This window comes from Neobacillus sp. NPDC093127, assembly GCF_044754175.1.
Lineage (GTDB): Bacteria > Bacillota > Bacilli > Bacillales > Cytobacillaceae > Neobacillus.
The window spans coordinates 294,210-316,671 of record NZ_JBIVOP010000003.1 but is presented as its reverse complement, the minus strand read 5'-3'; the positions used below and the strand labels follow the sequence as shown (position 1 = coordinate 316,671).

The 22,462-nt window shown below is 38.3% G+C and carries 23 protein-coding genes and 1 riboswitch; of the genes, 14 read left to right on the top strand and 9 right to left on the bottom strand.

Going from position 1 to position 22,462, the window contains the following annotated elements; translation table 11 throughout:
* The first annotated feature begins 104 nt into the window (after positions 1-104).
* Positions 105-584 carry a GyrI-like domain-containing protein gene (locus tag ACIQCO_RS06745; RefSeq protein WP_400426942.1) on the top strand — a complete coding sequence of 160 codons (480 nt, stop codon included), beginning with the start codon at positions 105-107 and terminating at the stop codon, positions 582-584.
* Positions 585-610: 26 nt separating this feature from the next.
* Positions 611-1,078 (top strand): phage tail protein, encoded by a 468-nt coding sequence (locus ACIQCO_RS06740; protein WP_400426940.1) that lies wholly within the window; start codon positions 611-613, stop codon positions 1,076-1,078.
* A gap of 145 nt (positions 1,079-1,223) precedes the next feature.
* Here ACIQCO_RS06740 and ACIQCO_RS06735 read toward each other — a convergent pair whose 3' ends face one another.
* Positions 1,224-1,916 (bottom strand): aspartate/glutamate racemase family protein, encoded by a 693-nt coding sequence (locus tag ACIQCO_RS06735; protein WP_400426939.1) that lies wholly within the window; start codon positions 1,914-1,916, stop codon positions 1,224-1,226.
* Positions 1,917-2,189: 273 nt separating this feature from the next.
* Here ACIQCO_RS06735 and ACIQCO_RS06730 point away from each other — a divergent pair, with 273 nt between their 5' ends.
* From ACIQCO_RS06730 to ACIQCO_RS06720, 3 genes are all read left to right on the top strand, one after another.
* Entirely contained in the window at positions 2,190-2,660 is a 471-nt protein-coding gene (locus ACIQCO_RS06730) for a DinB family protein (RefSeq protein WP_400426938.1), read from the top strand.
* 149 nt (positions 2,661-2,809) lie between these two features.
* Positions 2,810-3,391 (top strand): DUF3995 domain-containing protein, encoded by a 582-nt coding sequence (locus tag ACIQCO_RS06725; protein WP_400426937.1) that lies wholly within the window; start codon positions 2,810-2,812, stop codon positions 3,389-3,391.
* A gap of 469 nt (positions 3,392-3,860) precedes the next feature.
* On the top strand, positions 3,861-4,748 hold the full coding sequence (locus ACIQCO_RS06720) for a DMT family transporter (protein WP_400426936.1): 888 nt from the start codon (positions 3,861-3,863) through the stop codon (positions 4,746-4,748).
* A 150-nt stretch (positions 4,749-4,898) separates the two neighbouring features.
* Here ACIQCO_RS06720 and ACIQCO_RS06715 read toward each other — a convergent pair whose 3' ends face one another.
* The 8 genes from ACIQCO_RS06715 to ACIQCO_RS06680 all read right to left on the bottom strand — a co-directional run bounded on the left by ACIQCO_RS06715 (position 4,899) and on the right by ACIQCO_RS06680 (position 12,784).
* A complete protein-coding gene (locus ACIQCO_RS06715) occupies positions 4,899-5,435 on the bottom strand; it encodes an ECF transporter S component (protein WP_400426934.1) in 537 nt (178 codons plus the stop codon).
* A gap of 105 nt (positions 5,436-5,540) precedes the next feature.
* Positions 5,541-6,353 (bottom strand): ABC transporter permease, encoded by an 813-nt coding sequence (locus tag ACIQCO_RS06710; RefSeq protein ID WP_400426932.1) that lies wholly within the window; start codon positions 6,351-6,353, stop codon positions 5,541-5,543.
* Positions 6,350-7,327 carry an ABC transporter ATP-binding protein gene (locus tag ACIQCO_RS06705; RefSeq protein ID WP_400426930.1) on the bottom strand — a complete coding sequence of 326 codons (978 nt, stop codon included), beginning with the start codon at positions 7,325-7,327 and terminating at the stop codon, positions 6,350-6,352. Before ACIQCO_RS06705 ends, ACIQCO_RS06710 begins: the two co-directional genes overlap by 4 nt.
* Positions 7,328-7,339: 12 nt before the next feature.
* Entirely contained in the window at positions 7,340-8,149 is an 810-nt protein-coding gene (locus ACIQCO_RS06700; protein ID WP_400426929.1) for an ABC transporter permease, read from the bottom strand.
* A complete protein-coding gene (locus tag ACIQCO_RS06695; RefSeq protein ID WP_400426928.1) occupies positions 8,149-9,177 on the bottom strand; it encodes an ArsR/SmtB family transcription factor in 1,029 nt (342 codons plus the stop codon). Before ACIQCO_RS06695 ends, ACIQCO_RS06700 begins: the two co-directional genes overlap by 1 nt.
* A gap of 1,450 nt (positions 9,178-10,627) precedes the next feature.
* Positions 10,628-11,170, bottom strand: coding sequence for a GNAT family N-acetyltransferase (locus ACIQCO_RS06690; protein ID WP_400426927.1), 543 nt, complete (start codon positions 11,168-11,170; stop codon positions 10,628-10,630).
* Between the two features lie 345 nt (positions 11,171-11,515).
* Positions 11,516-12,067 carry a GNAT family N-acetyltransferase gene (locus ACIQCO_RS06685; protein WP_400426926.1) on the bottom strand — a complete coding sequence of 184 codons (552 nt, stop codon included), beginning with the start codon at positions 12,065-12,067 and terminating at the stop codon, positions 11,516-11,518.
* An 84-nt stretch (positions 12,068-12,151) separates the two neighbouring features.
* Entirely contained in the window at positions 12,152-12,784 is a 633-nt protein-coding gene (locus tag ACIQCO_RS06680; RefSeq protein WP_400426925.1) for a LysE family translocator, read from the bottom strand.
* Between the two features lie 522 nt (positions 12,785-13,306).
* Between ACIQCO_RS06680 and ACIQCO_RS06675 the strand changes: the two genes are divergently transcribed.
* From ACIQCO_RS06675 to ACIQCO_RS06635, 9 genes are all read left to right on the top strand, one after another.
* A complete protein-coding gene (locus tag ACIQCO_RS06675; RefSeq protein ID WP_400426923.1) occupies positions 13,307-13,729 on the top strand; it encodes a hypothetical protein in 423 nt (140 codons plus the stop codon).
* 441 nt (positions 13,730-14,170) lie between these two features.
* Complete coding sequence (gene murI / locus ACIQCO_RS06670; protein ID WP_400426981.1) at positions 14,171-14,968, top strand: glutamate racemase; 798 nt, start codon at positions 14,171-14,173, stop codon at positions 14,966-14,968.
* 160 nt (positions 14,969-15,128) lie between these two features.
* Entirely contained in the window at positions 15,129-17,729 is a 2,601-nt protein-coding gene (gene ppsA / locus ACIQCO_RS06665) for a phosphoenolpyruvate synthase (protein WP_400426922.1), read from the top strand.
* Between the two features lie 194 nt (positions 17,730-17,923).
* Complete coding sequence (locus tag ACIQCO_RS06660) at positions 17,924-18,337, top strand: hypothetical protein (protein ID WP_400426921.1); 414 nt, start codon at positions 17,924-17,926, stop codon at positions 18,335-18,337.
* Between the two features lie 79 nt (positions 18,338-18,416).
* Positions 18,417-19,424, top strand: coding sequence for a TIR domain-containing protein (locus tag ACIQCO_RS06655; protein ID WP_400426919.1), 1,008 nt, complete (start codon positions 18,417-18,419; stop codon positions 19,422-19,424).
* Complete coding sequence (locus ACIQCO_RS06650) at positions 19,421-19,591, top strand: hypothetical protein (protein ID WP_400426918.1); 171 nt, start codon at positions 19,421-19,423, stop codon at positions 19,589-19,591. The genes ACIQCO_RS06655 and ACIQCO_RS06650 overlap by 4 nt, the downstream gene beginning before the upstream one ends.
* An 87-nt stretch (positions 19,592-19,678) precedes the next feature.
* Positions 19,679-19,860, top strand: a riboswitch (Lysine riboswitch).
* Positions 19,861-19,993: 133 nt separating this feature from the next.
* Positions 19,994-20,836 (top strand): transporter substrate-binding domain-containing protein, encoded by an 843-nt coding sequence (locus ACIQCO_RS06645; protein ID WP_400426917.1) that lies wholly within the window; start codon positions 19,994-19,996, stop codon positions 20,834-20,836.
* Between the two features lie 78 nt (positions 20,837-20,914).
* The gene (locus tag ACIQCO_RS06640) at positions 20,915-21,685 is read left to right on the top strand and encodes an amino acid ABC transporter permease (RefSeq protein ID WP_400426915.1); all 771 of its coding nucleotides are present in this window, start codon (positions 20,915-20,917) and stop codon (positions 21,683-21,685) included.
* A gap of 20 nt (positions 21,686-21,705) precedes the next feature.
* The gene (locus tag ACIQCO_RS06635; RefSeq protein WP_400426913.1) at positions 21,706-22,449 is read left to right on the top strand and encodes an amino acid ABC transporter ATP-binding protein; all 744 of its coding nucleotides are present in this window, start codon (positions 21,706-21,708) and stop codon (positions 22,447-22,449) included.
* Positions 22,450-22,462: the final 13 nt, after the last annotated feature.

The following is a 22,462-nucleotide window of genomic DNA, read 5'->3' as shown; positions in this document are numbered from 1 at the left end:
CTCCTAAACAGTATCATTTTTTGACATGATTTAAGGTTATTATAAACCCATCAAGTGAAAAGATAAATCATTTGATTAATTTTAAAAAAAGGAAGGTTTTGAATATGGCAGATTATACTCTAGAAGAAAAAGACAGCTTTACCGTTTTAGGTTTTGGAACGGAGCTTACGAGCGATTACACAGACTTTGCTGGCTTAAACAAGGAAAAGTCAGACTTTTGGCAGGCCGTCAGCCAAGATGGAAGGCTTGACACTTTAAAGAAACTAGCCACAAATGACTACGTTTTTGCCGTGAACGAAGCGGTCAATAACAAGATGATGCATTATGCCGGCGTCATGACAAAAGAAACACTGCCAGAAGCAACTAGAGTCATCCAATTTCCAAAGGGGGAATACCTGGTTGTTAAAGGAGAAGCGAAGACGGCTGAAGAGTTGAGTAATACTCTAACTGGCATTGCCTTTGGTCAAGCCTTGCCAGAAGCAAAGAATGTTGCCTATGTTGGCGGGCCGAATGCAACGGTTGAGATGGGGCAGCGAGACGGCTTAGTTTTTGGTGAAATGTGGATTCCTGTTGTTAGAAAATAATTAGATAAAGGAGGGTTGGTTGGAAAATGTCCTATGTCGTTGATTTTAAAAATGTGTCTACAGTTGGTTTAGAGTCTTCGCCTGTAGCAGAAGCGCTTGCTGGTTTACGTGCGAATGAAGCCCGTTACTTTATGAACAAATACAAGCATGAATTTACGGTTGTACCAGCCAGTGAGTCCAAAGAGACCCTTGATTATGTGAACCGAATTTTGAAAGAAGAACGTGATATTGAGTTTGCGGCCAAACCGTTAGAAACGTCGTGTTTTCAAGTGGAAAATATCAAAATTGCCTACGTTTTTTATGAGGATGGTCTTTCGATCAACGTCATGTATACGGTTGATGACCCTAAGCCGAAGCGGGCCGTTGGCCTTAAGCTTTCTGAAGGCATGGAGGTACCAAAGGAGTTAGAAGGAAAGTTTAAATTTGCCAGGCAGAAGTCTAAACTAGCAGGAACCATTCGGGGCTCGTATTTTGTCATTAAAGGTGAATATTAAATTCATTTTTCTTGTTATACAAAGGCGCGTTTATCAAGCAACGCGTCTTTTTGTGTTGGGTCAGATTGTATTAAGCGCTTATCCTTGTTCTGGGAAAGCGCCCGATTGTGAAAGATCAAGAATTGCGATAGAGCTGCAGAAATAACTACTTCTTTAAGGACATATTTACTGCTTCAAGAGCATGTATATAAGTTGTATCAAACAGAGGTACATTGGAATCCTCCCGTTTTATCAATAATCCAATTTCTGTACACCCTAATATAATTCCTTCAGCTCCAGTTTCGATCAAACTTTGGATAATCTTTTTATAATAATCCCTTGAGGTTTGTTGAACTTTACCTAAACATAACTCTTCATAAATAATCTTGTTTACAATCTCTCTTTCATTAGCATTTGGTACGATAACCTTTATACCATTAGATTCTAAACGTGATTTGTAAAAGTCTTGCTCCATAGTATACCTTGTGCCAAGTAATCCTACTGAATTAATTCCTTGTTCTTTAATTTTATTTGCTGTTGCATCGGCAATATGTATAATAGGTATGTTGATTTTTTCCTGTATATCATCTATAACCCTGTGCATGGTATTGGTACAAATAACAATAAAATCTGCGCCCCCTTTTTCCAAAGATTGTGCAACGTCACCCAATGTTTCACCAGCCTTTTTCCAGTCACCCTCTGACTGAAAACGCTCAATTTCTTCAAAGTCAACGCTGTATAAAAGGCATCTTCCAGAATGTAACCCTCCTAATCTTCTTTTCACTTCTTCGTTAATAATCCGATAATACTCAACTGATGATTCCCAACTCATTCCACCAATAAGTCCAATAACCTTCATGTTAAAACCTCCAAACCATAGTTATTTTTGTTTTCTCCTTTTAGCATCTAATTCAAACCTTATTATATAAAACGTCCCTATGAAACAAAATATATCTTCTATTAAACTTCCATTACCAACCGGATAATCCCTTCTCTTATTCCAGAAAATGTGCTACCAGAAATATCTGGCTGCCCCTAACAGGATATTTTCTTAAAATGTAGAATCATATATATAAGTAATTTATTTGTCGTAATCTTCACGGAACTCTATCTATTTAAGGAGGAGAGGACTTTGAAACGAATTGATTTGCTTTTATACGCCCTAGATTCAACATTCGATAAAGAGAGTTGGTATGCACCGTTTAAAAATGCTATCGAAGGACTTACAGCCGGGCAGGCTAGCTGGAAGCCATCTGGAGAGGCAACTAAAACCATTTGGGAGAACGTTAATCATCTCATTTATTACAAAGAGAGACTTGCTGCCAACTTAGAAGGCCGTGAATGGACACATAATCTTGACGGGGATGAAACCTTCCATTTCACCGATCAATCTAATGACGATAAAGAATGGAAAATAGTCGTTGAACGTGCCGAAAACGCTCAACGCAATTTAAGACAAGTATTGAGTACCATTTCCGATGAAAAGCTTGGTGAAAATTCGCTTGAGAGGAAACTACTGGACATCATGCTTCATGATGCTTATCATACAGGGCAAATTATTCAATTAAGAAAAATGCAGGGGTCTTGGCCTTCAATTCGTTGAGCAAACGAAGAAATATTTTGTTTTGGTAAATTAAATTAATAAAAGGAGCTTCATAGCTATTCCATTGCGCATACCCTGAATAAGGATTAACATTCTAAAGTACAAGTTTTACAAAAAAGGATCCTAGAACACTGTCGAGGTGATTGTTAGTGAATGCGAATCTGTCGTTGAAACAACCGCAATCAAAATCAACCGTTTGGGCTGGGGGCGCTGTTTTTGTATGGTCCATGGCCTATATGCTGCCACACCTATATTGGGCTTTAGGCGGAAGAGTGGGGCTGTCCCTACTAAAACCCGGCGTGGCTGCATCTTCCCAGTTTGAACTAATTAACTGGATCTCGTTACCAATCTTTATTGTTGCGGGACTCGTAGGTCTTGGTTTCATTTATTTAGGAAAAAGTAAAATTCTGAGCTTATTGTTGCTTTCCATATCTGTGTTAGGGTGTTCGATAGCCACTGCTCATGGCATTTATGGCATTATCTATCGTGGCTTGCAAATCGCAGGTGCGATTGGCTTGGAGAATAGGACATTTGATATCCACGATGATATGTACGTGGTGTGGGATATGGTCATTTTCGAGCCGTGGTTTTTGATTGAAGGCATCTTACTTGCCATTGCAGGATGGTGTTTTTTGAAGGAAGCACGGAGCAGGAAAGTTTGGCTTACGGTGTGTATAATTGGCACGATTGTTGGGTTGGTCACAGGGATGCTGGGTGTGCGATTTGCATAGTTAAGGTGTTACAGCTATCGAGTGATGAGCTGCTGGGATTGTTATTACCGAGGGATCAATATGTTGGTTATCATGTTCTTAATTGTCTGAATCAGTTATTGAACGGGTCTAGTGGTAAATAAGTACAATCCAGCTTCAGCAGCCTTTGTTCTTCAACATTCGGGCGCGTTTATTTAGGAACGCGTCTTTTTTGTATTGGGCAAAATTATGGAGGAATGCACTTAAAGTAGCGGAGCTGGATTGTTTAACGGGGAGGAAATGTATACCTCTTAGCGGAATATATAGGGTAGAATATTTTTGGAAGTGACTTATCAGGTCCGTGTCACTGATATTAATGAAGGGCAAAAATGTAAATGGCAGGTTTATTGAAGAAGTATCTAGAATATATCTAAACTAAAATAATTATATTTTGAGATATACGTTTGAACCAAACCAGACATTTAGCTCAAGAAATAACGAGGGAAAATAGATGAAATTACAACTTAGAGCTGATTTAATGCTGCTAATGATTACATTTTTTTGGGGTGGATCGATTTTACTTACAAAAATCGGTCTCGACTATCTGCAAGAATATAATTTAATCTCATTACGTTTCACTCTTGCATTTCTTTTATCAGGGATTGTATTTTACAAGCAGATAATTAAGACTGATTTTAAAACAGTAAAATATGCTTTTATATTATCGTTTATTTTGTTTATTGTTTATGTGTTTGCGACTTTCGGTACGAAGTATACATCCATCTCAAATGCTGGTTTTTTATTTAGTCTCACAGTCATATTTATACCACTATTATCTTCTGTATTCTTAAAACAAACGCCTGAAAAAAAAGTTGTTTTCGGAATTGTATTATCAATAGCAGGAGTAGGTCTATTAACCTTACATAACCAATTTAAGATAGGTTTTGGTGACCTTTTTTGTATTTTATGTGCTTTATTCTATGCAGTTCATATCATGATTACAGGAGCAGTGGCTAGGCATGTAAATGCCATTTCCCTTGGAGTTTTACAACTTGGTTTTGTTGGACTGTTTAGTATTATTTTCTCTATTTTTATGGAAAAACCAAAACTTCCCGACAATTATGAGTCATGGTTTGCAATCTTGGCATTAAGTATATTTTGTACAGGAATTGCTTTCATTGTTCAAATCATTGCCCAGCAACATACCAGTCCAACCCATGCAGGTCTTATTTTTACATTAGAACCCGTTTTTTCCTCTATGTTCGCTTTCATTTTCACGGGTGAAACTCTCACATCTAGAGGCTATTTAGGGGCATTACTCTTATTAATAAGTGTTCTAATTGCTGAACTAGATTTTAAAAGTTTATTAAAACTAAATTATAAGAAGTATATGGAATAGATATTTTTACAAGGAGTTCAATAAAAGATACCTCTTTTAACTCATATTTGAAAAAAAGAGAGGAAAGATCCTCTCTACGTGATTTATCGTGAAATAGAAACTCTTCTTTATAGTTTTATTGCTGGTTACTTTTATTATGACAAACACTTTTTATTTTGTTGTCTGTCCAATTCTTTTCTTAAAGCGTCCTGCAAGAGGTACGACAATGATACCTGCTAATACGACCTGCATAATGTTTCCGGGGATGGAGCCGAATGGCTGTATCCAGTTACCGTAAAGGATTACTTCGGTAAAATAGTAGCCAAAGACTTTTATGATCAGTGCAGCTGCAACTGCCAGTGTGTTAACAAGGACTCTGTTGCCGGGTACCTTTTCGGAAATAAGTCCGGCTAAGAAGCCCATTGCACCTACGATGATAAATGTAAACGGTGCCCATAGTGCCCAGCCAGAGATAAGATCGAAGAAACCCATTCCGAAAGCACCTGCTATGGCTCCTGATTTTTTGCCGTAAACCAAGGCTGCGATAAAAAGAGGCACGTTACCCAGATGGATTAAACCTCCGTTACCCATTATTGGGAGCCTTATGTTGATGAACATAGTGGCTACAAGGGTTAATGCGATGAAAAGTGCATTGATGACTATGGCTCTTGTTTTAGTTGTTCCTATTGGTGAGTATACTGAATTCATATGATAACCTCTTCTTTTTTTTAAATAATATCATACAATCAGATACTTAATAAATACGTTCATTTACATTTTTATTCCCTGCTGTTGAAACAAAACCAGCCTTAGTTAAAAAAGAACCATATTACCAGTTTCCTTTGCGTGTATTTCTGCCTTTTTTAATAGGAATACCGAAGCTGTACACAAAAGGGCGAGAACACAAAAAAGTATGAAGGATTGTTCCCCCAATTGAGTCAATCCTTTGCCGTAAAGTACAAGATCCCGGAAAATTTCAAGTACATAGGTTAACGGGAAGAGGAAGGCAATGATTTTCCCCCATAAAGGAAATGCTAGGACGGGAATCCTTACACCTGAGAAAAACTGCATTGGTTCCTCGAAGATCGTGAACAATATTCCTGCATCCCGAGAAAATAAAAAGACTATATTCAGGAAGCCTCCCCAGACAATTGCCGATATACTTAGCAGTATGAAGGCTAGTGGTACATTCCACCAGTGGATGTCACCTGCATGGCCGGTTGTCAAAAGGACAAGAAGGGTGAATGCAGTGAACAGCCATACCGCTTCTAGCATATTACCTGCCGCTCTGGCGAACATGACAGTCAAGCGGGGAACGGGAGTCAAGAATATAAGCTCAAGGGTTCCTGCCTGCCGTTCATATGACATATTCCATGCCGATTGAACAAGACTCCAAAAGTAGATATAACACATATAGCCTGTTAGCAGATACATCGTAATTTGGTTAACATCCATGTATTTCGAGAGCTGACTTGAGCTGGACAAATTAAATGGTTTAAAAGAATAATAGGCTGTCACAAATAAAAGTGCCGGCCATATGAGCAATGAAAAATAAATAAGCTTATTGTGAAAGTTGTGCTGATGGCTTTTAACTACTTCTGCCTGTAAAATGGAAAGGATTCTCATGCGGATTTCTCCTTTGCTAAAGTAAGAATAGCATCTTCCAGGCGAGGACGCTTTAGCTCAAGCTTTTGGATGGACACGGATTCTTTCACACATACATCAATAATATGAGCAGTAGGATCAAAAGGAGCCTTAATTTGCATAACCGTAGAATCGGCATATTCAGTGAACTCTATGGTGCAGCCAATGAGGCACTGCTTCATTCTGTATTGGACAGGAGCGGACAGGACGCTTGTTTCAATCGTAACATGATAATCTTTTACCACCGAAGCCGTAATATTTTCCGGGGTATCATGTAGAATTAATGCGCCTTTTTCGATAATATACACCCTATCGCAAAGCTCCTCTACTTCTTCAAGATAGTGGCTTGTCAAAAGAATTCCTTTGCGATCGGACTTGGCTAGTTTCTTAACCATTCCTCTTAGTTGTTTGGCAACCGGGGCGTCAAGACCAAGTGTTGGCTCATCTAAAAATAAATACTTGGGATCATTAATTAGTCCGCGTGCAATTTGAAGCCTTTGCTTCATCCCTTTTGAATACAATTCAACAGGTGTATCGGAAGCATTCGTTAACCCCACTACATCAAGCAAATTCTTGATCCTTTTTTCTAGCACATTGCCTGATAATCCATAGAGCTTGCCGAAGTAGCGGAGGTTTTCAGCTCCTGTCAAACGCCAATACAGCATTCTTTCGCCTCCGGCAATCATGTTTACCATTGCTTTCACCTGGATGGCATCCTGAACCGCGTCTAGGCCGTCAACTGTAATCGTGCCCTCTGATGGATTTAACAAAGTACTAAGCATTTTAATCGTAGTCGTTTTGCCAGCGCCATTTAAGCCGAGCAAGCCAACAATTTCGCCCTCATTAATGGTTAAATTGAGGCCGTTTACTGCCCGCACTATATGCTTTTCTGACCGAAAAAAGCTTTTCTTCTTTTTTACTGTATAAACCTTTCCAATTCCTTTTGCTTCTATCACTATTTACACTCCCTATCCAAAATGCTTTTCTAATACGTATTTCTCCATTCTTTTAATAAGGAAGGTACCGATAGGAAAATAGATCAATCCAAGGATGATCATTTTCCATAGGAGCTGGAATGTCTCCACTAACGGTTTCCCTTCGATCCATACCATCCTTAATGCATCTACTCCATAGGTTAACGGCATGATATTCCCAATCCACCTAAATCCATCCGGCAAAAAACTGGCAGGGAAGGTGATGCTGCAAACCAATCCCATCATCACAAACAAAGTGTTTTGTGTGATATATGTATCTCTGAAATACAGCATAAAGGAACCGAGTACCAATGCCTGGGAGAAAGTAGACGCAACCAGGATGACAAGAACGATCATGACACCCGGCCAATTTATATGATGCAAATGAAGACCAAAGAAATACCCTGCACTTGTGATCACCGCAAATTCGACACAGACCCTCATCAACCCCTGTGCAACATACCCTAGAAAATACCCCTTTCGTGATGAGGGGGTAAGAAGGAGGGATTCAAGTGTACCTTCCCTCAGCTCGGTGATCAGAGCACGGCTTGCAATCATAAGGAGGGAGACGGAAAAGGAATAAAGGAGACCTCCCAATATGACATAAGAAAGATAATCATCTGTACCGGCATAGGCTGAAAAACTGCTGGATAAATCCTTCTTAAAAACAAAAAAGTAACTTAGATATGCAAAGATAATAATATAGAATCCGCTTAAGATATGACCTAAAAAGAATGACCATGGAAATGCCCGCTTCATGACCAGATAATTTCGCTGGAATGTAGCAGAAAATGGCAGCCACATTATGTTTCCTCCTTATAGCCAACATAAGGCTGATCAAAAAACTGGTTTAGATCGACCTTTAATTGGTCCAATATTTTTTCGTTTGTTTGATAAAAAACAAAATAGCCATGCCTCTCGCCCGAGATTAGCCCTGACTTCTCGAGGATTTTTAAATGCTTCGATATCGTGGCTTTTGCCAAACCGGTCGAATCGGTTAACTGCTGTGTGCAATAGGGATGATGATGCATCAATTTGAGAAGCTTCATCCTTGTTCTGTCCCCAAGTGCCGATAGTATCGAAAGCAAATCCTCAGGAACGGCGTTTTCCATCCTTTCATCCGGAAGGGGTACCTGCATATAAACAATAATATGAGGAGCTTCCAATCCCACGAGCAGATGGGGAGCAATGAAACTGGATGGATAAACTGTTAATGTATTGATTTCCTCATACGAAAAAATCCACGTCTCTGCTTTGTAAAACCTAACCGACTTCAAATCAAGCTTGAAACGGGGATGAATCTTGTTCATCGCATGACAGGGATTGACTTCAAATGCACTCTTTAAATCATGAACCGATTTAATTAGCCATGGTTCAACCCTGAACAATTCCCTAGCAAAATGATTTTGGTGATACTCATATAAAAGGTCGCACAGCATATCTCGGAAATAGATCGGTTTTTCATGGACTTCCAATTCAACCGAGGTAGAAGCGGCAGCCGAAATACGGGCACGCTTTCCAAGAAGAATGGAGAGAAAATCGTCTGTAGATAGTTGTTTTAAACGCTCGATTGATTCTTCTACATGCTTTTCCTGAAGTTGTAAATAATCATCTAAATCAAGAAAGTTTAACCATTCATTGCTGATCTGACCAAAGTAACTGACCGAATCCCAAATTTTAGGAGACATAGTTCCCTTCATTTTTTCTGCCCATTCTTGCCTCGTCAGGTGATGAGCGGGATTAGACAAAACATGCAAACTCGTGATTAGTTCACGAAAAGGAGAGTAAATGATCCGTACATGTTTTTTTAACCAGTGATTTAAATCTTTCATTGTCGACTTCCTTCTATTTGATTCGTTATATAGCGAATCAAATTGATAATTTTGCAAAATTATTCAATATTTTAAATAGCGGCCATCCATTTGTCAATTAATTATTAGAATTGTTGTATAAATTAGTCCCAAGGCCAATTGTTCTTGCCCTTTTAACTTTAGGAGGTCCTTATATACAATGAATGGATATATTAGGTAAACTAGTATTTTCCATTTACTTAGTTAATTTTTACTGGACTTCTATAAAAACCATGTTAATATATGGAATAGCAACCTAACTTTTAGCAATGGAGTGATTAAGCTGGTTCCTATTTCATCACTGAGCAAAGTTGAAAAGATTATTTATGCTTTTACACTTTTGTCTTTGTTTTTTTTTCTTGGCGTTCTATGGGCTGGAAAATCGGATTCATTATTAGGTACAATCAGTTTATCTATTTTGTCACTATGCGGTATCGTTCTTCTTTTAACATCCATCTACAACAACAAAACAAAAAATAGTTGAATTAGGGAATGAACGTGGTTGGTGGGAGGTTTATTTGTTTTCTGAAATCTCTCATTTTTTTAGTTGGTGTAGAAATAAAAACAAAAGAAACAGAGATTAGTGTAAGATTAGGCTGCCATATCACGTTGGCGGCTTTTTATTATCTAATTGACAGCGTTCTCAAGCTGCACATTCGGAGGAAAAGACGACTATAAGAAGAAAGGGTACTCAATAAAGCTTATTGGAACCCGTTTCTACTAAATAATCCTGTAAAAGGTATCCAATGGGCGCTATTGGAACCCGTTTCTACTATTTAATCTTCAAAAAGGTATCCAATGGGCGCTATTGGAACCCGTTCCTACTATTTAATCTTGCAAAAGGTATCCAATAGGCGCTATTGGAACCCGTTTCTACTAAATAATCTTGTAAAAGGCATCCAATGGGCGCTATTGGATAAGTCGCAATTGGCAGAAAATAGAACGTGAAAACACAAAAAACTTATAATTGGAAATTGATTTACAAATTTTGTCGTAAGCCCCTTCAACTTTGTTGTAATGGACACAAATAATGTCGTAAAGGGAAGAAACTGCGCATCAACCACTCCCTAATGTACAGATAATGTGGAATTTAGTAGAACAAGTAATAACTAAATAGAGTGGATTTAATTATATAAGAAAGATGATAGTTTGTGTTTTCAATAAGGCTTTTTAAAGCACATTGTTTATTTTGATCACAATGTTGTCTTCGTTTCAGGCAAGAGATACCTTCGGCAGCAGCGGGACAGTGAGACGCCGCAGTCGTTTTAGCCGCCGAGGATGCTCACCGCCCGCCCGGCGGAAAGCTGGTGCCCCGAACGAAAACCAACATTCACTTTTAATTACAGCCTTCCATAAAAAAACTCAGTGAATGATCTATTCACCGAGCTTTTCATCCGTAATGATTTCGAAAAAACGTTGGAATTGTTTTCAATTACATATTTTCATTTATAATCGCAAGGATCTGATGGTCTGCCCAGTTCCCATTTATCATGATATTTTTTCGAGCAATTCCCTCTTGATGAAAGCCCGATTTTTCCAGAACCCTGATAGACCCCAAGTTATCCGGCTTAACACCAGCTTCTATTCTATGCAGCTTTAGCACAGTAAAAGCATAATCAACGATTAACTCGATTGTCTCTGTCATATATCCTTTTCCATTATGCGCTTTGTCAAGAACATAGCCAACGATACAACTCTGTGCCGGACCACGCTCCACCTTAAACAATCCAATACTTCCAATTAACTCTTCACTTTCATTGAGAAAAATTCCAAATGAATAAGCCTGATCCTGTTTCATATTTTCCTGGTTCGTTTTAATCCGCTCCAGTTGTCCATCCAATGTATAATAGGCATCCTTGCGATCGATGGAATACTCCTCAAAAAACGAGCGATTACTGACTTCTAAATGTAAGCTTTTTTCTGCATCTCCACTTTCAAGTGGTTTAAGAAAAACCCTGCTGCCCTCTAGCTTCATTTGCACAATCTCCTTCTTCCATCTAACTTTTTTAAAAATAACCAATATTCCCTCTATCCTAATTTTACTCTATCATAATTCAGATAAGATTATTTCACGCTGCGATTAGGCAGCATGAAAGCGCTCCGCTCTTTGTTTGTCCGATACTTGCTCGAAGCGCAGCTCTGTTATAACTAAATGTTGATTCATTGTGTTTGAAAAATAAACGGTAAAATTCCGCTTAAATTGGGAAATACACATATTTTCCTGAAAATAAAGGAAGTTTTTCCGATTATATTATCCAAACCTTTGGATTTTGTCTTATTTAGAGCAGTTAATCGGAATTTCTCCGTTTATACCTGCTTCTTAAGCTTCCTCGGCCTTCTTATTTTGAAGCTGCTTATTGCTCCGTAAAACGGTGATAAAACCATCCAAGATATCATGACTTACCGAAAAACCTTTACGCTTATAGAATTCCAATGCATTTTCATTACCGTTTGAGACATAGATAAAATAATCTTCGATATCCTCAAATTTGTTTAACCACTCCATTGACATTTTGAAAAGTGTTGATCCAATACCGTATTGTCTGTACTCTTCTTTAATATAAAATTGAGATAAGCAACCTACGTTATTTCCCTTGACAGATGAGAGGTCAAAAAAAGTGGCAAAATCATTTGAATACGCTTCCTTTGGAGAGATATTTGTATACACATAGGCCACTATTTCATCATTTTTATCAGGGTCTTTTACTACCACAATATAATTATGTAATGCACTTTTAATTGAAGGTACCATTCGTGTTTCAAAATTCATGCTTTCAAACAACCCTGGTTTAATTTGAGCCTTTGACTTTTGAAAGTCCATGAGTTCATTGCACAAATCTCGACAGTATTCTATTTTTTCTTCTGGAATCACTTCGTATTGAAGGTTCATATTTCCACTCCCTTTATAGTGCTATTCTGAAATTCCTAGACCAGTTACCTAGCCCATAAGAATCATCTAATTATGTGCCTTTTCAAGAAATAGCTTGATACCAAAACCTATCAGTATTGTTCCTGTGATTCCTTCAATAATATTTTGTGTTTTAGGTTTTTTCATAAAAACACTAATTTGGTTAATTAAATAGACATAAATTAAAGACCATACGGCAGTCAATACAGTATAAGTGGTCCCCATTATAAGAAAAGGTAAAAATGTCTTACTTTCAGAGGCAATGAATTGAGGGAAAAAGGTTAAGAAAAGAACTGCAACTTTGGGATTAAGGAGATTTGTAAGGAACCCTTGTTTAAAACAAGATGTGCTTACAAACTTGCTTTTAGTGTTCATCTCAACGCTTGCTGCTTCTTCCTTTTTCTTCAAAGACCATAATGTCTTAACACCCATATAAATTAAGTAAACAGCACCCACATATTTGAAGACAGAAAATACTAACGCTGATTTCACAATGATGGCTGAAAGTCCTAATATGGCAGCAGATGTATGGATAAGAAGGGCACAGCAAATACCAAAAACTGTTTTAAGACCGCCGACTTTCCCAACGGTGACGGTATTTTTTGTAGCAATTGCAGTATCGGGACCGGGTAAAATGATAAAAAAAATACACATAAGGACAAACAGATAAAGGTTTTCCAATGTACTATCCCCTTTCCAATAATAAAATTGTAAGAATTCTTACACAGTATTATATATGAATCGTGTATATAACTGAACATAAACCTTTGATTAATTCAATTCCTTGTTGAACTGAGTATGTTGGAACCCTTCTTAGTGCCTTCAGTTTATGGTCATTGATAATTGGAATGGGATATATTATTTGGGGAGAATATGACGAATTTAATTCGAAAAAGAAAAATTTAGATGAATAAAATCTATTGAAGTAACGAGTGAGATTCTATAATAACGAAGGACCGCCTTTTCCTTTTTGAAGTAACTGGTTAGTGGAACAAATGGATAGACGAATAAAATTAACAATGTTACTAGATATCATTAAAAAAAAATAGAACAGAATTTATGTCGTACTTCGAATCAATTGTGTATTCGCTGCGGCGGTCTTTTTCTTGTTGCACTAACAGGCAGATTACTTTAAGAATGATTTATAATTGAATAAAGAACTTAACTCAGAAGTGCTGCTGTTTCTTAATTAAGGAGGTAAATATGAAGTTTTTTATAAAGTTAAATACTATTAGTGCCTTATACGCTGTAGCGTTGTTTATAGCAATCGAACTAATAGTAAATGTATCTCATATTAGTACGTTAACTGGCTGGGAATGGGATAATGTTTACTGTGCAATTGCTGTTATTAATGTTATTGGACTTCTACTTTCGACAATTTTATTCATTTGCTTAACAAAAAAATGGACTATAGGTAGAAAATACAGCTATTTGTCACTCCTTTTGTGGGCACCATATTTTATTGTTTTTTTCTCTTTTTTCCCTGTTGTTTTTCCTATTAATGCAGGAGTAACACTTTTTCCGAGATTTAGCCTTCTGATTTATGGGTCTGTCATTCTGTATCCTGTTTACATATTATTTATTAATCTATATGCTTCACCTCTACGTACAGATTATGAGGAATAAGGCGTTAATAATGAAGGTCACTTTTTGCACCTAATTCATCTCGCTTATTGAACTAACCTGCTTCTTACTTCAATAAGGAGTAAAGTCTTTTTTTTAAAGGCTGTGTTAAAGAATATTGTTGCTTTTGATTACAATGTTGATTGGAGTGGAAGGCGCGAGACTCCTGCGGGAGCAGCGGGACAGGTGAGACCCCGCAGGCGCATTAGCGCCGAGGAGGCTCACCGCCCGCCCCGCGGAAAGCGAAGCGCCTGGAACGGAAATCAACATTCCCTTTTAACACAGCCTTTTTAAAAGTAACGAAGAAAGTTAACCGGATAAAGATAAATAAATTGAAAAAAATAACTGATAATATTAATAAGATAACAGCTTACACTAATATTTTAAAAAATGGTATTCTTAATAGGTGATTAAAATCATTAATTTAGGAGAAGAGTGAAAGTAGTGAAAATAGGTTTTTTTGATTCTGGAATTGGTGGAATGACTGTACTTCAACAAGCATTGAGGTTTTTACCAAATGAAGATTACATATTTTATGCAGATACCTCACACGTTCCATATGGTGAAAAACCAAAAGAAGAGGTAAGGGAATATATTTTTAATGCCGTTGACTTTATGGCTAATCAAGGAATTAAAGCATTAGTCATTGCTTGTAATACTGCAACCAGTATTGCAGTGGATGACCTTCGTAAAAAGTTTGATTTCCCTATTTTGGGTATTGAACCAGCAGTAAAACCTGCTGTTCAAAGTTGTGAGGGAAAACGAAAAAAAGTATTAGTGTTGGCTACAAATTTGACTCTCAGAGAGGAAAAGTTCCAAAACCTTGTGAAAAGTATAGACCATCACGATATTGTAGAAAGTTTACCACTTCCTGGTCTTGTCGAATTCGCTGAGAATTTTGAATTTAGAGAAGAGAAAGTTGTACCCTATTTAAAAGAAAAACTCTCTTCGTTTAACTTAAAGGAGTACGGAACGATTGTTCTTGGATGCACCCATTTCCCCTATTTTGAAAATAGCATAAAGAAAATATTTCCTGAAGAAGTGGACATTATTTCAGGAAGTATTGGAACTTCAAAAAACTTAAAACGTATCCTTGAAGCGAAGAATCAAATTAACGAAGGAACAGGGGATATTGTATTTTTTAAATCTGGTTATAAAGTTGAAGATAAAGAAACATTATCTAATTATAAAAAGCTGTTGGTAATGTTAGATAGGAAAAGCCCTTTAACAACGGGTGCTTAAATTAAACGGAAAAGGCTGTTCTGACAGCCTTTTCCGTTTAATTTTTTTTGTTCTCTTCCTATTTTAATTATAGCATACAAAAAATGGATAATACAGACTGTTTTTTCCCATTTACTACTGGTAAAATCAATAGAACATTAATGGTGGGGAGAGATGTAGAATGAGTTCTTTGGCTCTCGGTTTTCAGGAAATAGAAAAAACACAGCTTTTGCTCGTTGGCGGAAAAGGGTTGAATTTAGGGGAATTATCAAAAATTCAAGGGATACAAGTACCAGAAGGCTTTTGTATTACAACAGTGGGATATCAAAAAGCCATTGAACAAAATGAAACGTTTCATGCTTTGTTGGATCAACTAACAATGCTAAAAGTGGAAGATCGAGATCAAATTGGTGAAATCAGCAGGAAGATTCGACAAATCCTTATAGAAGTAGAAATTCCTTCCGATGTTGCGTGCGCAATTGCTGACTATCTCTCCCAGTTTGGCGAGGAACATGCCTATGCAGTGCGTTCTAGTGCGACTGCTGAAGATTTACCACATGCCTCTTTTGCTGGTCAACAAGACTCCTATTTAAATATCATCGGCAAAGAAGCCATCTTGCAGCATATCAGCAAATGTTGGGCTTCCCTATTTACGGACCGTGCGATAATCTACCGTATGCAAAATGGATTTGACCACAGCCAAGTGTCTTTATCCGTTATCGTTCAAAGGATGGTTTTCCCCCAGGCTTCAGGGATCTTATTTACCGCTGATCCGATTACCTCTAACCGAAAGTTACTATCAATCGATGCCAGTTTTGGGCTTGGTGAAGCACTGGTCTCTGGCTTGGTATCTGCCGATTGTTATAAAGTACAGGAAGATAAAATCGTCGATAAGATGATAGCAACAAAAAAATTGGCTATCTATGGACGAAAAGAAGGCGGAACAGAGACCGTGCCGATCGATCCTGATCAGCAAAAGACTCAAACACTTACTGAACAACAAATTTTACAACTGGCGCGCATCGGAAGACAGATCGAAGCTCATTTTGGCTGCCCACAAGATATCGAATGGTGTTTGGTTGATGATACTTTTTATATTGTCCAGAGTCGGCCAATCACTACACTTTTCCCCATCCCTGAAGCGAATGATCAAGAAAATCACGTATACGTATCTGTTGGTCATCAACAAATGATGACCGACGCCATTAAACCATTGGGATTGTCTTTTTTCCTGTTAACGACTCCTGCGCCGATGCGTAAAGCTGGCGGCAGGTTGTTTGTAGATGTCACACATCAACTGGCTTCACCTGTCAGTAGAAACATTTTATTAAATGCAATGGGGCAACATGATCCGCTCATGAAAGATGCCCTTATGAACACACTTAAGCGAGGAGATTTTATAAAATCGTTACCAAATGATAATAAAGCACCGGGTCCCACCAGAGGCAATACAGATATGCTGGAACAAATCGAAAACAATCCATCAATCGTTTCTGATTTGATTAAGCGTAGTCAAACATCCATAGAAGAGTTAAAACAAAATATTCAAACGAAAACAGGATCAGATTTATTTGATTTTATTCTAGAAGATATGAAGGAATTAAAGAAGCTTTTATTTGACCCACAAAGTTCAGCTGTATTTATGGCTGCTATAAATGCTTCAACATGGATCAATGAAAAAATGAACGAGTGGTTAGGTGAAAAAAATGCAGCAGACACCATGACCCAATCTGTACCAAACAATATTACTTCGGAAATGGGTCTAGCACTATTGGATGTCGCAGATGTGATTCGTCCTTATCCAGAAGTTATTGATTATTTACAACATGTAAAAGATGATAACTTTTTGGATGAACTGGTTAATTTTGATGGTGGGCAGGAAGCTAGAATCGCTTTCAATGCTTTTCTCAACAAATACGGAATGCGATGTGCCGGAGAAATCGATATTACGAAAACTCGCTGGAGCGAAAAACCAACTACACTTGTCCCCTTGATTCTTAGTAACATCAAAAACTTTGAGCTGAATGCCAGCAAGCGGAAATTTGAGCAAGGGCTTTGTTTTGCTTTGAAAAAGGAACAAGAGTTATTAGACCGATTGAAACAATTACCGGATGGTGAACAAAAAGCCAAAGAAACAAAACGAATGATCGGCCTAATTCGGAATTTCATCGGTTATCGAGAATATCCAAAATACGGCATGATTCATCGCTACTTCGTTTATAAGCAGGCTTTACTGAAAGAAGCCGAACAACTCATACAAGCGGGCGTTATTCATGAAAAAGAAGATATATACTATCTCACTTTTGAAGAACTTCACGAAGTCGTGCGTACAAATAAACTGGATTACCAGCTCATCAGCAATCGAGCATACGAGTACAAATTATATGAAAAATTAACTCCCCCACGTGTGATCACGTCTGATGGTGAAACACTCTCCGGTGAGTACAAACGAGAAAATCTCCCAGCCAATGCTCTTGTGGGTCTGCCTGTTTCTTCCGGAGTTATAGAGGGACGCGCTCGTGTCATTTTAAACATGGAAGATGCTGATTTAGAAGATGGAGATATATTAGTCACGACCTTTACTGACCCTAGCTGGACACCGTTGTTTGTATCGATAAAAGGCCTAGTCACCGAAGTTGGTGGACTGATGACCCATGGAGCCGTTATCGCACGTGAATATGGCTTACCAGCAGTTGTCGGAGTGGAAAATGCTACCAAACTCATAAAAGATGGGCAACGGATTCGCGTGCATGGGACTGAAGGGTATATCGAAATCTTATAATTAGTGAATATAAGCTACCGAAGCTGGGGAAATGTTCCAAGTTAGGTAGCTTATAATGGCTATAAGCGACCGAAGCCGGGAAAATCGACCAATTTGGGTAATTATATGGGACAATGTTCCTGACTCCATATCCCGCCGCAGGAATTTTCTATTTTCGCTTGAATATTATAATAAAGAGCGTTTGGGGGTATATTATGAATGAGAATAAGTTAAAGCACCTTGAATTTATTCAGGGGGTCATTAATCGGATGGGGCAAAATTCCTTTTTATTGAAGGGGTGGACCGTTACACTTGTTGCTGGGCTTTTTGTTTTTGCGAATACCCAAGATATGGACTGGAGAATGATTTCGATTGCCTTCATACCTAGTATTTTCTTTTGGCTTTTGGATGGTTATTTTCTTTGGCAGGAAAAGTTGTTCAGAAACCTTTATGATCATATTCGAAAAATAGGCGAGGGAGAGCCAATCGATTTTTCAATGGATGTGAAACCATTTGTGTTCGAAACAAGCTCATGGATCCGTATTTGTCTTTCTAATACATTAAGCCTATTTTATTTCCCAATAATTGTTATTATCATAATCACCATGACGCTTGTTTGTAAATATTGATTCCTGTGGTTAAATATAACAAAAAAGGCTGATATAATGATATAAAAAATATTGCGAACGAACATTTATGGAGGGAGAAATGACCAGAATCAAACCACGATTATTTATTGGCTCTGCCAGAGAATCCGCTGACTATGTTGATGCTATTCATGAAGCACTTACTCATGTTGCTGAGGTTACTCCTTGGACCGCAGGTGCATTTCGCCCGCTCGAATATAATATGGAAAGCCTTGAACGACAATTAGATGAAAATGATTTTGCTGTATTTGTATTTTCACCGGATGATGTTGTAAATATACGAGGTACCATTACATTTACGACAAGGGACAATACTTTGTTTGAAATGGGGTTATTCTGGGGTAGGTTAAGAAGAGGAAGAGTCTTTTATATTATTCCTCATACAACACCGGAAAGTGAGGAAGCAAAAGGGTTTCGTTTACCTTCCGATCTGGACGGGCTTACTGTATTAAGGTACGAAATGCGTGCTGATCATAATCACGATGCTGCAGTTAATGTCGCTTGCAGGGTGATCAAACGAAAAATTCGCGAGTTGGGCGTCTTTCAAAATCCAGCGAAGCTCTTAGCGGAAGCTCAAGCAAACAGGGAAAAAGACTATGCCTTAATTCGTATCCTTCGAACCTTGTCAAAACGACTTTTAGCAGACCCAGCGAAAAAGTTTGAATATCTACAAGAAGCTGTTCGGAACGCTTATCTTGCTCCATCATCCTATTATGTTGAAGGAATAGGGGTCTGGCAAGCGGAGGGAATTGATGGGCTGAAACAAATAGCGGGAAATGATGGTATAGGGAAATTTTACCCGTTTAATGTGAATGAAAACAGGCGAAAAACAGATAGAATTATTGTCGTTGATTGTTTTTTACAGAGTAACGAGCTTGTTTTTCAAAAGAATAATACAGCCTTTGATAATACGTATGTATTATGTTACCCTATAGGTAATCAATTGGTTCTGACGGTTGAATTAACGGGAAGAAGGCTATTAAGCCAAGCAGAGATTGACGATATTTTTCTCGATAATTACAATCTTTTAAGCACGATTAACACTATCTTTGGAGGTGCATCTTCATGAGCAGAGCAGCGGTATCAAAAGTAGACCAAAAATCGTATAAACTTGGAGAAACTGTTACAGGTGTAAGAGCGGTTATCACCTCCATTCACGGAAAAGAAGAATCAGGAAAAGTTATCTATAAACGAAAAGCAGACTATCGAGATGACCCCTATCAGAAGCGGGCATAGGGGACAGGAAGCCCGTTCTCTTGTCCTTGACAGATAATAGGGGTTATTGTAAAATCAAAACATAATTTAATAGGACCTCACTTTTGCTAGTGAGGTAGAGGCGCGGTGTTTATTAGTCTTTAGTGGAGCTTGAGAAGCTATGATTCTAAGGAGAAGGAAATGTCGCCGAAGCTTGTAATATTCTCAGTATTACTTGCTGGGTCTGCAGTGAAGAACTGCAGGACTGTCTCAATAAACGTCCCGGTTTATTGAGTTGAGCTATCTCATTTGGGGAAAGAAGAGGACTGTAGGGTAATTGTATATAACGAGACCTGAGTTTACCTCAGGTCTCTTTTTGTTTTGCAAATTGCCTGAAAAAAATAAAAAATGCCATTTTTTTTTGAAAAAGAGGAGGAGAACGTAATGACGAGAAAAAAATTATCTTTTTTAATAGTAATCTCTTTAATTATGATGCTGCTATTGTCGGCATGTGGTACAAGCAGCAGTTCAGGGAAGAAGGATGGAGCGGGAGAAGCAACGTTTAAGGTTGGCCTTGAAGCTGGGTATGCACCATTTAACTGGACGCAATCAGATGATGCTAATGGCGGAGTTAAAATTGATGGCAATGCAGAATACGCTGGCGGATATGATGTAGAAATCGCCAAAAAAATTGCGGATGGCTTAGGGAAAAAGCTAGTGATTGTGAAAACAGAATGGGACGGCCTTGTTCCTGCGTTAGCTTCTGGAAAAATTGATGCCATCATTGCAGGGATGTCACCAACAGCTGAGCGCAAAGCGACGATTGACTTCACAGACAATTATTATAAATCGAATTTAGTAATGGTTGTGAAGAAAGGCGGAAAATTCGATGGGGCAACGTCCATTCAAGATTTTAAAGGAGCAAAGATATCAGCTCAATTGAATACCTTCCACTACTCGGTCATTGACCAGATTAAAGGGGTAAAAAAGCAGCCGGCGATGGATAACTTCCCGGCAATGAGGGTGGCCCTTGAGTCAGGTGTAATTGATGGATATGTTTCCGAACGCCCAGAAGGTATAAGCGCCCAGTCTGCAAACGAACACTATAAAATGATCGAATTTAATGACGGCTTTAAGACATCGGATGATGATACGTCGATCGCTGTCGGCGTTGCTAAAGACAGTAAATTAACGGATAAAATCAATAAAATCTTATCAGGCATTTCAGAAGATGAACAGACAAGCATTATGGATGCTGCTATTAAAAATCAACCGGCAGCCCAATAATTTTTCAGGGGGGAACCGGGTGCATTTGGATGCATTCGGTTTTATCCGTTCTATGCTTTTAAAAAAAGGAGAACAATTATGACGTTTGATTGGGTAATAAAAATTGTTTCAAACAATTGGCCAATGTTTCTTCGCGGTGCGGGTGTGACGTTGTTAATTGCGATTACAGGGACGATTTTGGGCTTTATTATCGGCCTGTTGATAGGGGTTATTCGAACCATTCCTACTCCTGAACGAGGAGTAAAAAGAATTTTCCTCAAAATAATTAATGCGATTCTTTCAATCTATATTGAGGTGTTCCGTGGAACACCGATGATTGTACAAGCGATGGTTATTTTTTATGGTTCAGCTTTAGCATTCGGTATGGATATGAACCGAATTTACGCGGCGATCTTAATCGTATCGATCAATACTGGAGCCTATATGTCGGAAATCATTCGCGGCGGGATTGTTTCGATTGATAAGGGACAATATGAAGCAGCACAGGCAATTGGAATGACTCATTTTCAAATCATGAAGAATGTAGTTTTGCCGCAGGCGATTCGCAATATTTTGCCGGCAACAGGTAATGAGTTTGTGATTAATATTAAGGACACATCCGTTCTTAACGTCATTTCAGTATCAGAATTATTTTTCCAGACAAAGTCAATCGCCGGAAATAACTTTAGGTATTTTGAGTCATTTTTCGTTGCTTGCGTGCTTTATTTTATTATGACCTTCACTGTGACTAGAATTCTTCGTTACATCGAAAGGAAATTAGACGGCCCGGACAATTATATAATGTATGCCAACCAAATGCAGGTAGAGACACCTGAAGATCTGCTGCGCAAAACAAAAAATCACCTGTAGAGGAAGGAGGAGAGAATTAGATGGAAAAGGTTGTTGAGATTCAGCACTTAAGTAAATCCTTTGGGAGCCATGAAGTATTAAAGGATATTAATTTCACAGTCAATAAAGGGGAAGTTGTTTGTATTATTGGCTCATCGGGCTCAGGGAAATCAACGCTTCTTCGCTGTGTTAATCTTTTGGAAAAACCAAGTGGCGGACAAATCATCTATCAAGGTGAGAACATTTTAGATAATAAGCATGATATTACCGCATACAGGACAAAATTAGGAATGGTTTTCCAGCAATTCAATTTATTTAATAATCATAATGTGTTAAACAACTGTACGGTTGGTCAAATGAAAGTGTTAAAACGTTCCCGTGAAGAGGCCGAGAAAGTGGCGCTAAAATATTTGCAAGTTGTCGGTATGGATCAATATGTGAATGCAAAGCCGAAACAATTATCCGGCGGTCAAAAACAACGTGTCGCCATTGCGAGAGCCCTTTCAATGGAGCCGGATGTGATGTTATTTGACGAACCAACATCAGCGCTCGATCCGGAAATGGTCGGAGAGGTTCTCAAGGTGATGAAGGAGCTCGCTGGCAGTGGTCTCACGATGTTAATCGTCACCCATGAAATGGGATTCGCAAAAGAAGTATCAGACCGTGTTGTCTTTATGGACAAAGGCGTGATTGCCGAAGAGGGAAGTCCTGAACAAATCTTCAATCAGCCAACACAAGATCGTACGAAAGAATTTTTAAAACGCACCTTAACCCAAACAGTTTAGTGGTAGCACCACC

Bases quoted from the DNA above. Each gene is read 5' to 3' on its own strand.
- ACIQCO_RS06710 (WP_400426932.1), bottom strand. From the start codon at position 6,353: ATGAGAATCCTTTCCATTTTACAGGCAGAAGTAGTTAAAAGCCATCAG.
- ACIQCO_RS06635 (WP_400426913.1), top strand. From the start codon at position 21,706: ATGGAAAAGGTTGTTGAGATTCAGCACTTAAGTAAATCCTTTGGGAGC.
- ACIQCO_RS06640 (WP_400426915.1), top strand. From the start codon at position 20,915: ATGACGTTTGATTGGGTAATAAAAATTGTTTCAAACAATTGGCCAATG.
- ACIQCO_RS06660 (WP_400426921.1), top strand. From the start codon at position 17,924: ATGAATGAGAATAAGTTAAAGCACCTTGAATTTATTCAGGGGGTCATT.
- ACIQCO_RS06745 (WP_400426942.1), top strand. From the start codon at position 105: ATGGCAGATTATACTCTAGAAGAAAAAGACAGCTTTACCGTTTTAGGT.
- ACIQCO_RS06695 (WP_400426928.1), bottom strand. From the start codon at position 9,177: ATGAAAGATTTAAATCACTGGTTAAAAAAACATGTACGGATCATTTAC.
- ACIQCO_RS06715 (WP_400426934.1), bottom strand. From the start codon at position 5,435: ATGAATTCAGTATACTCACCAATAGGAACAACTAAAACAAGAGCCATA.
- ACIQCO_RS06650 (WP_400426918.1), top strand. From the start codon at position 19,421: ATGAGCAGAGCAGCGGTATCAAAAGTAGACCAAAAATCGTATAAACTT.
- ACIQCO_RS06720 (WP_400426936.1), top strand. From the start codon at position 3,861: ATGAAATTACAACTTAGAGCTGATTTAATGCTGCTAATGATTACATTT.
- ACIQCO_RS06735 (WP_400426939.1), bottom strand. From the start codon at position 1,916: ATGAAGGTTATTGGACTTATTGGTGGAATGAGTTGGGAATCATCAGTT.
- ACIQCO_RS06700 (WP_400426929.1), bottom strand. From the start codon at position 8,149: ATGTGGCTGCCATTTTCTGCTACATTCCAGCGAAATTATCTGGTCATG.
- ACIQCO_RS06740 (WP_400426940.1), top strand. From the start codon at position 611: ATGTCCTATGTCGTTGATTTTAAAAATGTGTCTACAGTTGGTTTAGAG.
- ACIQCO_RS06655 (WP_400426919.1), top strand. From the start codon at position 18,417: ATGACCAGAATCAAACCACGATTATTTATTGGCTCTGCCAGAGAATCC.
- ACIQCO_RS06645 (WP_400426917.1), top strand. From the start codon at position 19,994: ATGACGAGAAAAAAATTATCTTTTTTAATAGTAATCTCTTTAATTATG.
- ACIQCO_RS06675 (WP_400426923.1), top strand. From the start codon at position 13,307: ATGAAGTTTTTTATAAAGTTAAATACTATTAGTGCCTTATACGCTGTA.
- ppsA (WP_400426922.1), top strand. From the start codon at position 15,129: ATGAGTTCTTTGGCTCTCGGTTTTCAGGAAATAGAAAAAACACAGCTT.
- ACIQCO_RS06690 (WP_400426927.1), bottom strand. From the start codon at position 11,170: ATGAAGCTAGAGGGCAGCAGGGTTTTTCTTAAACCACTTGAAAGTGGA.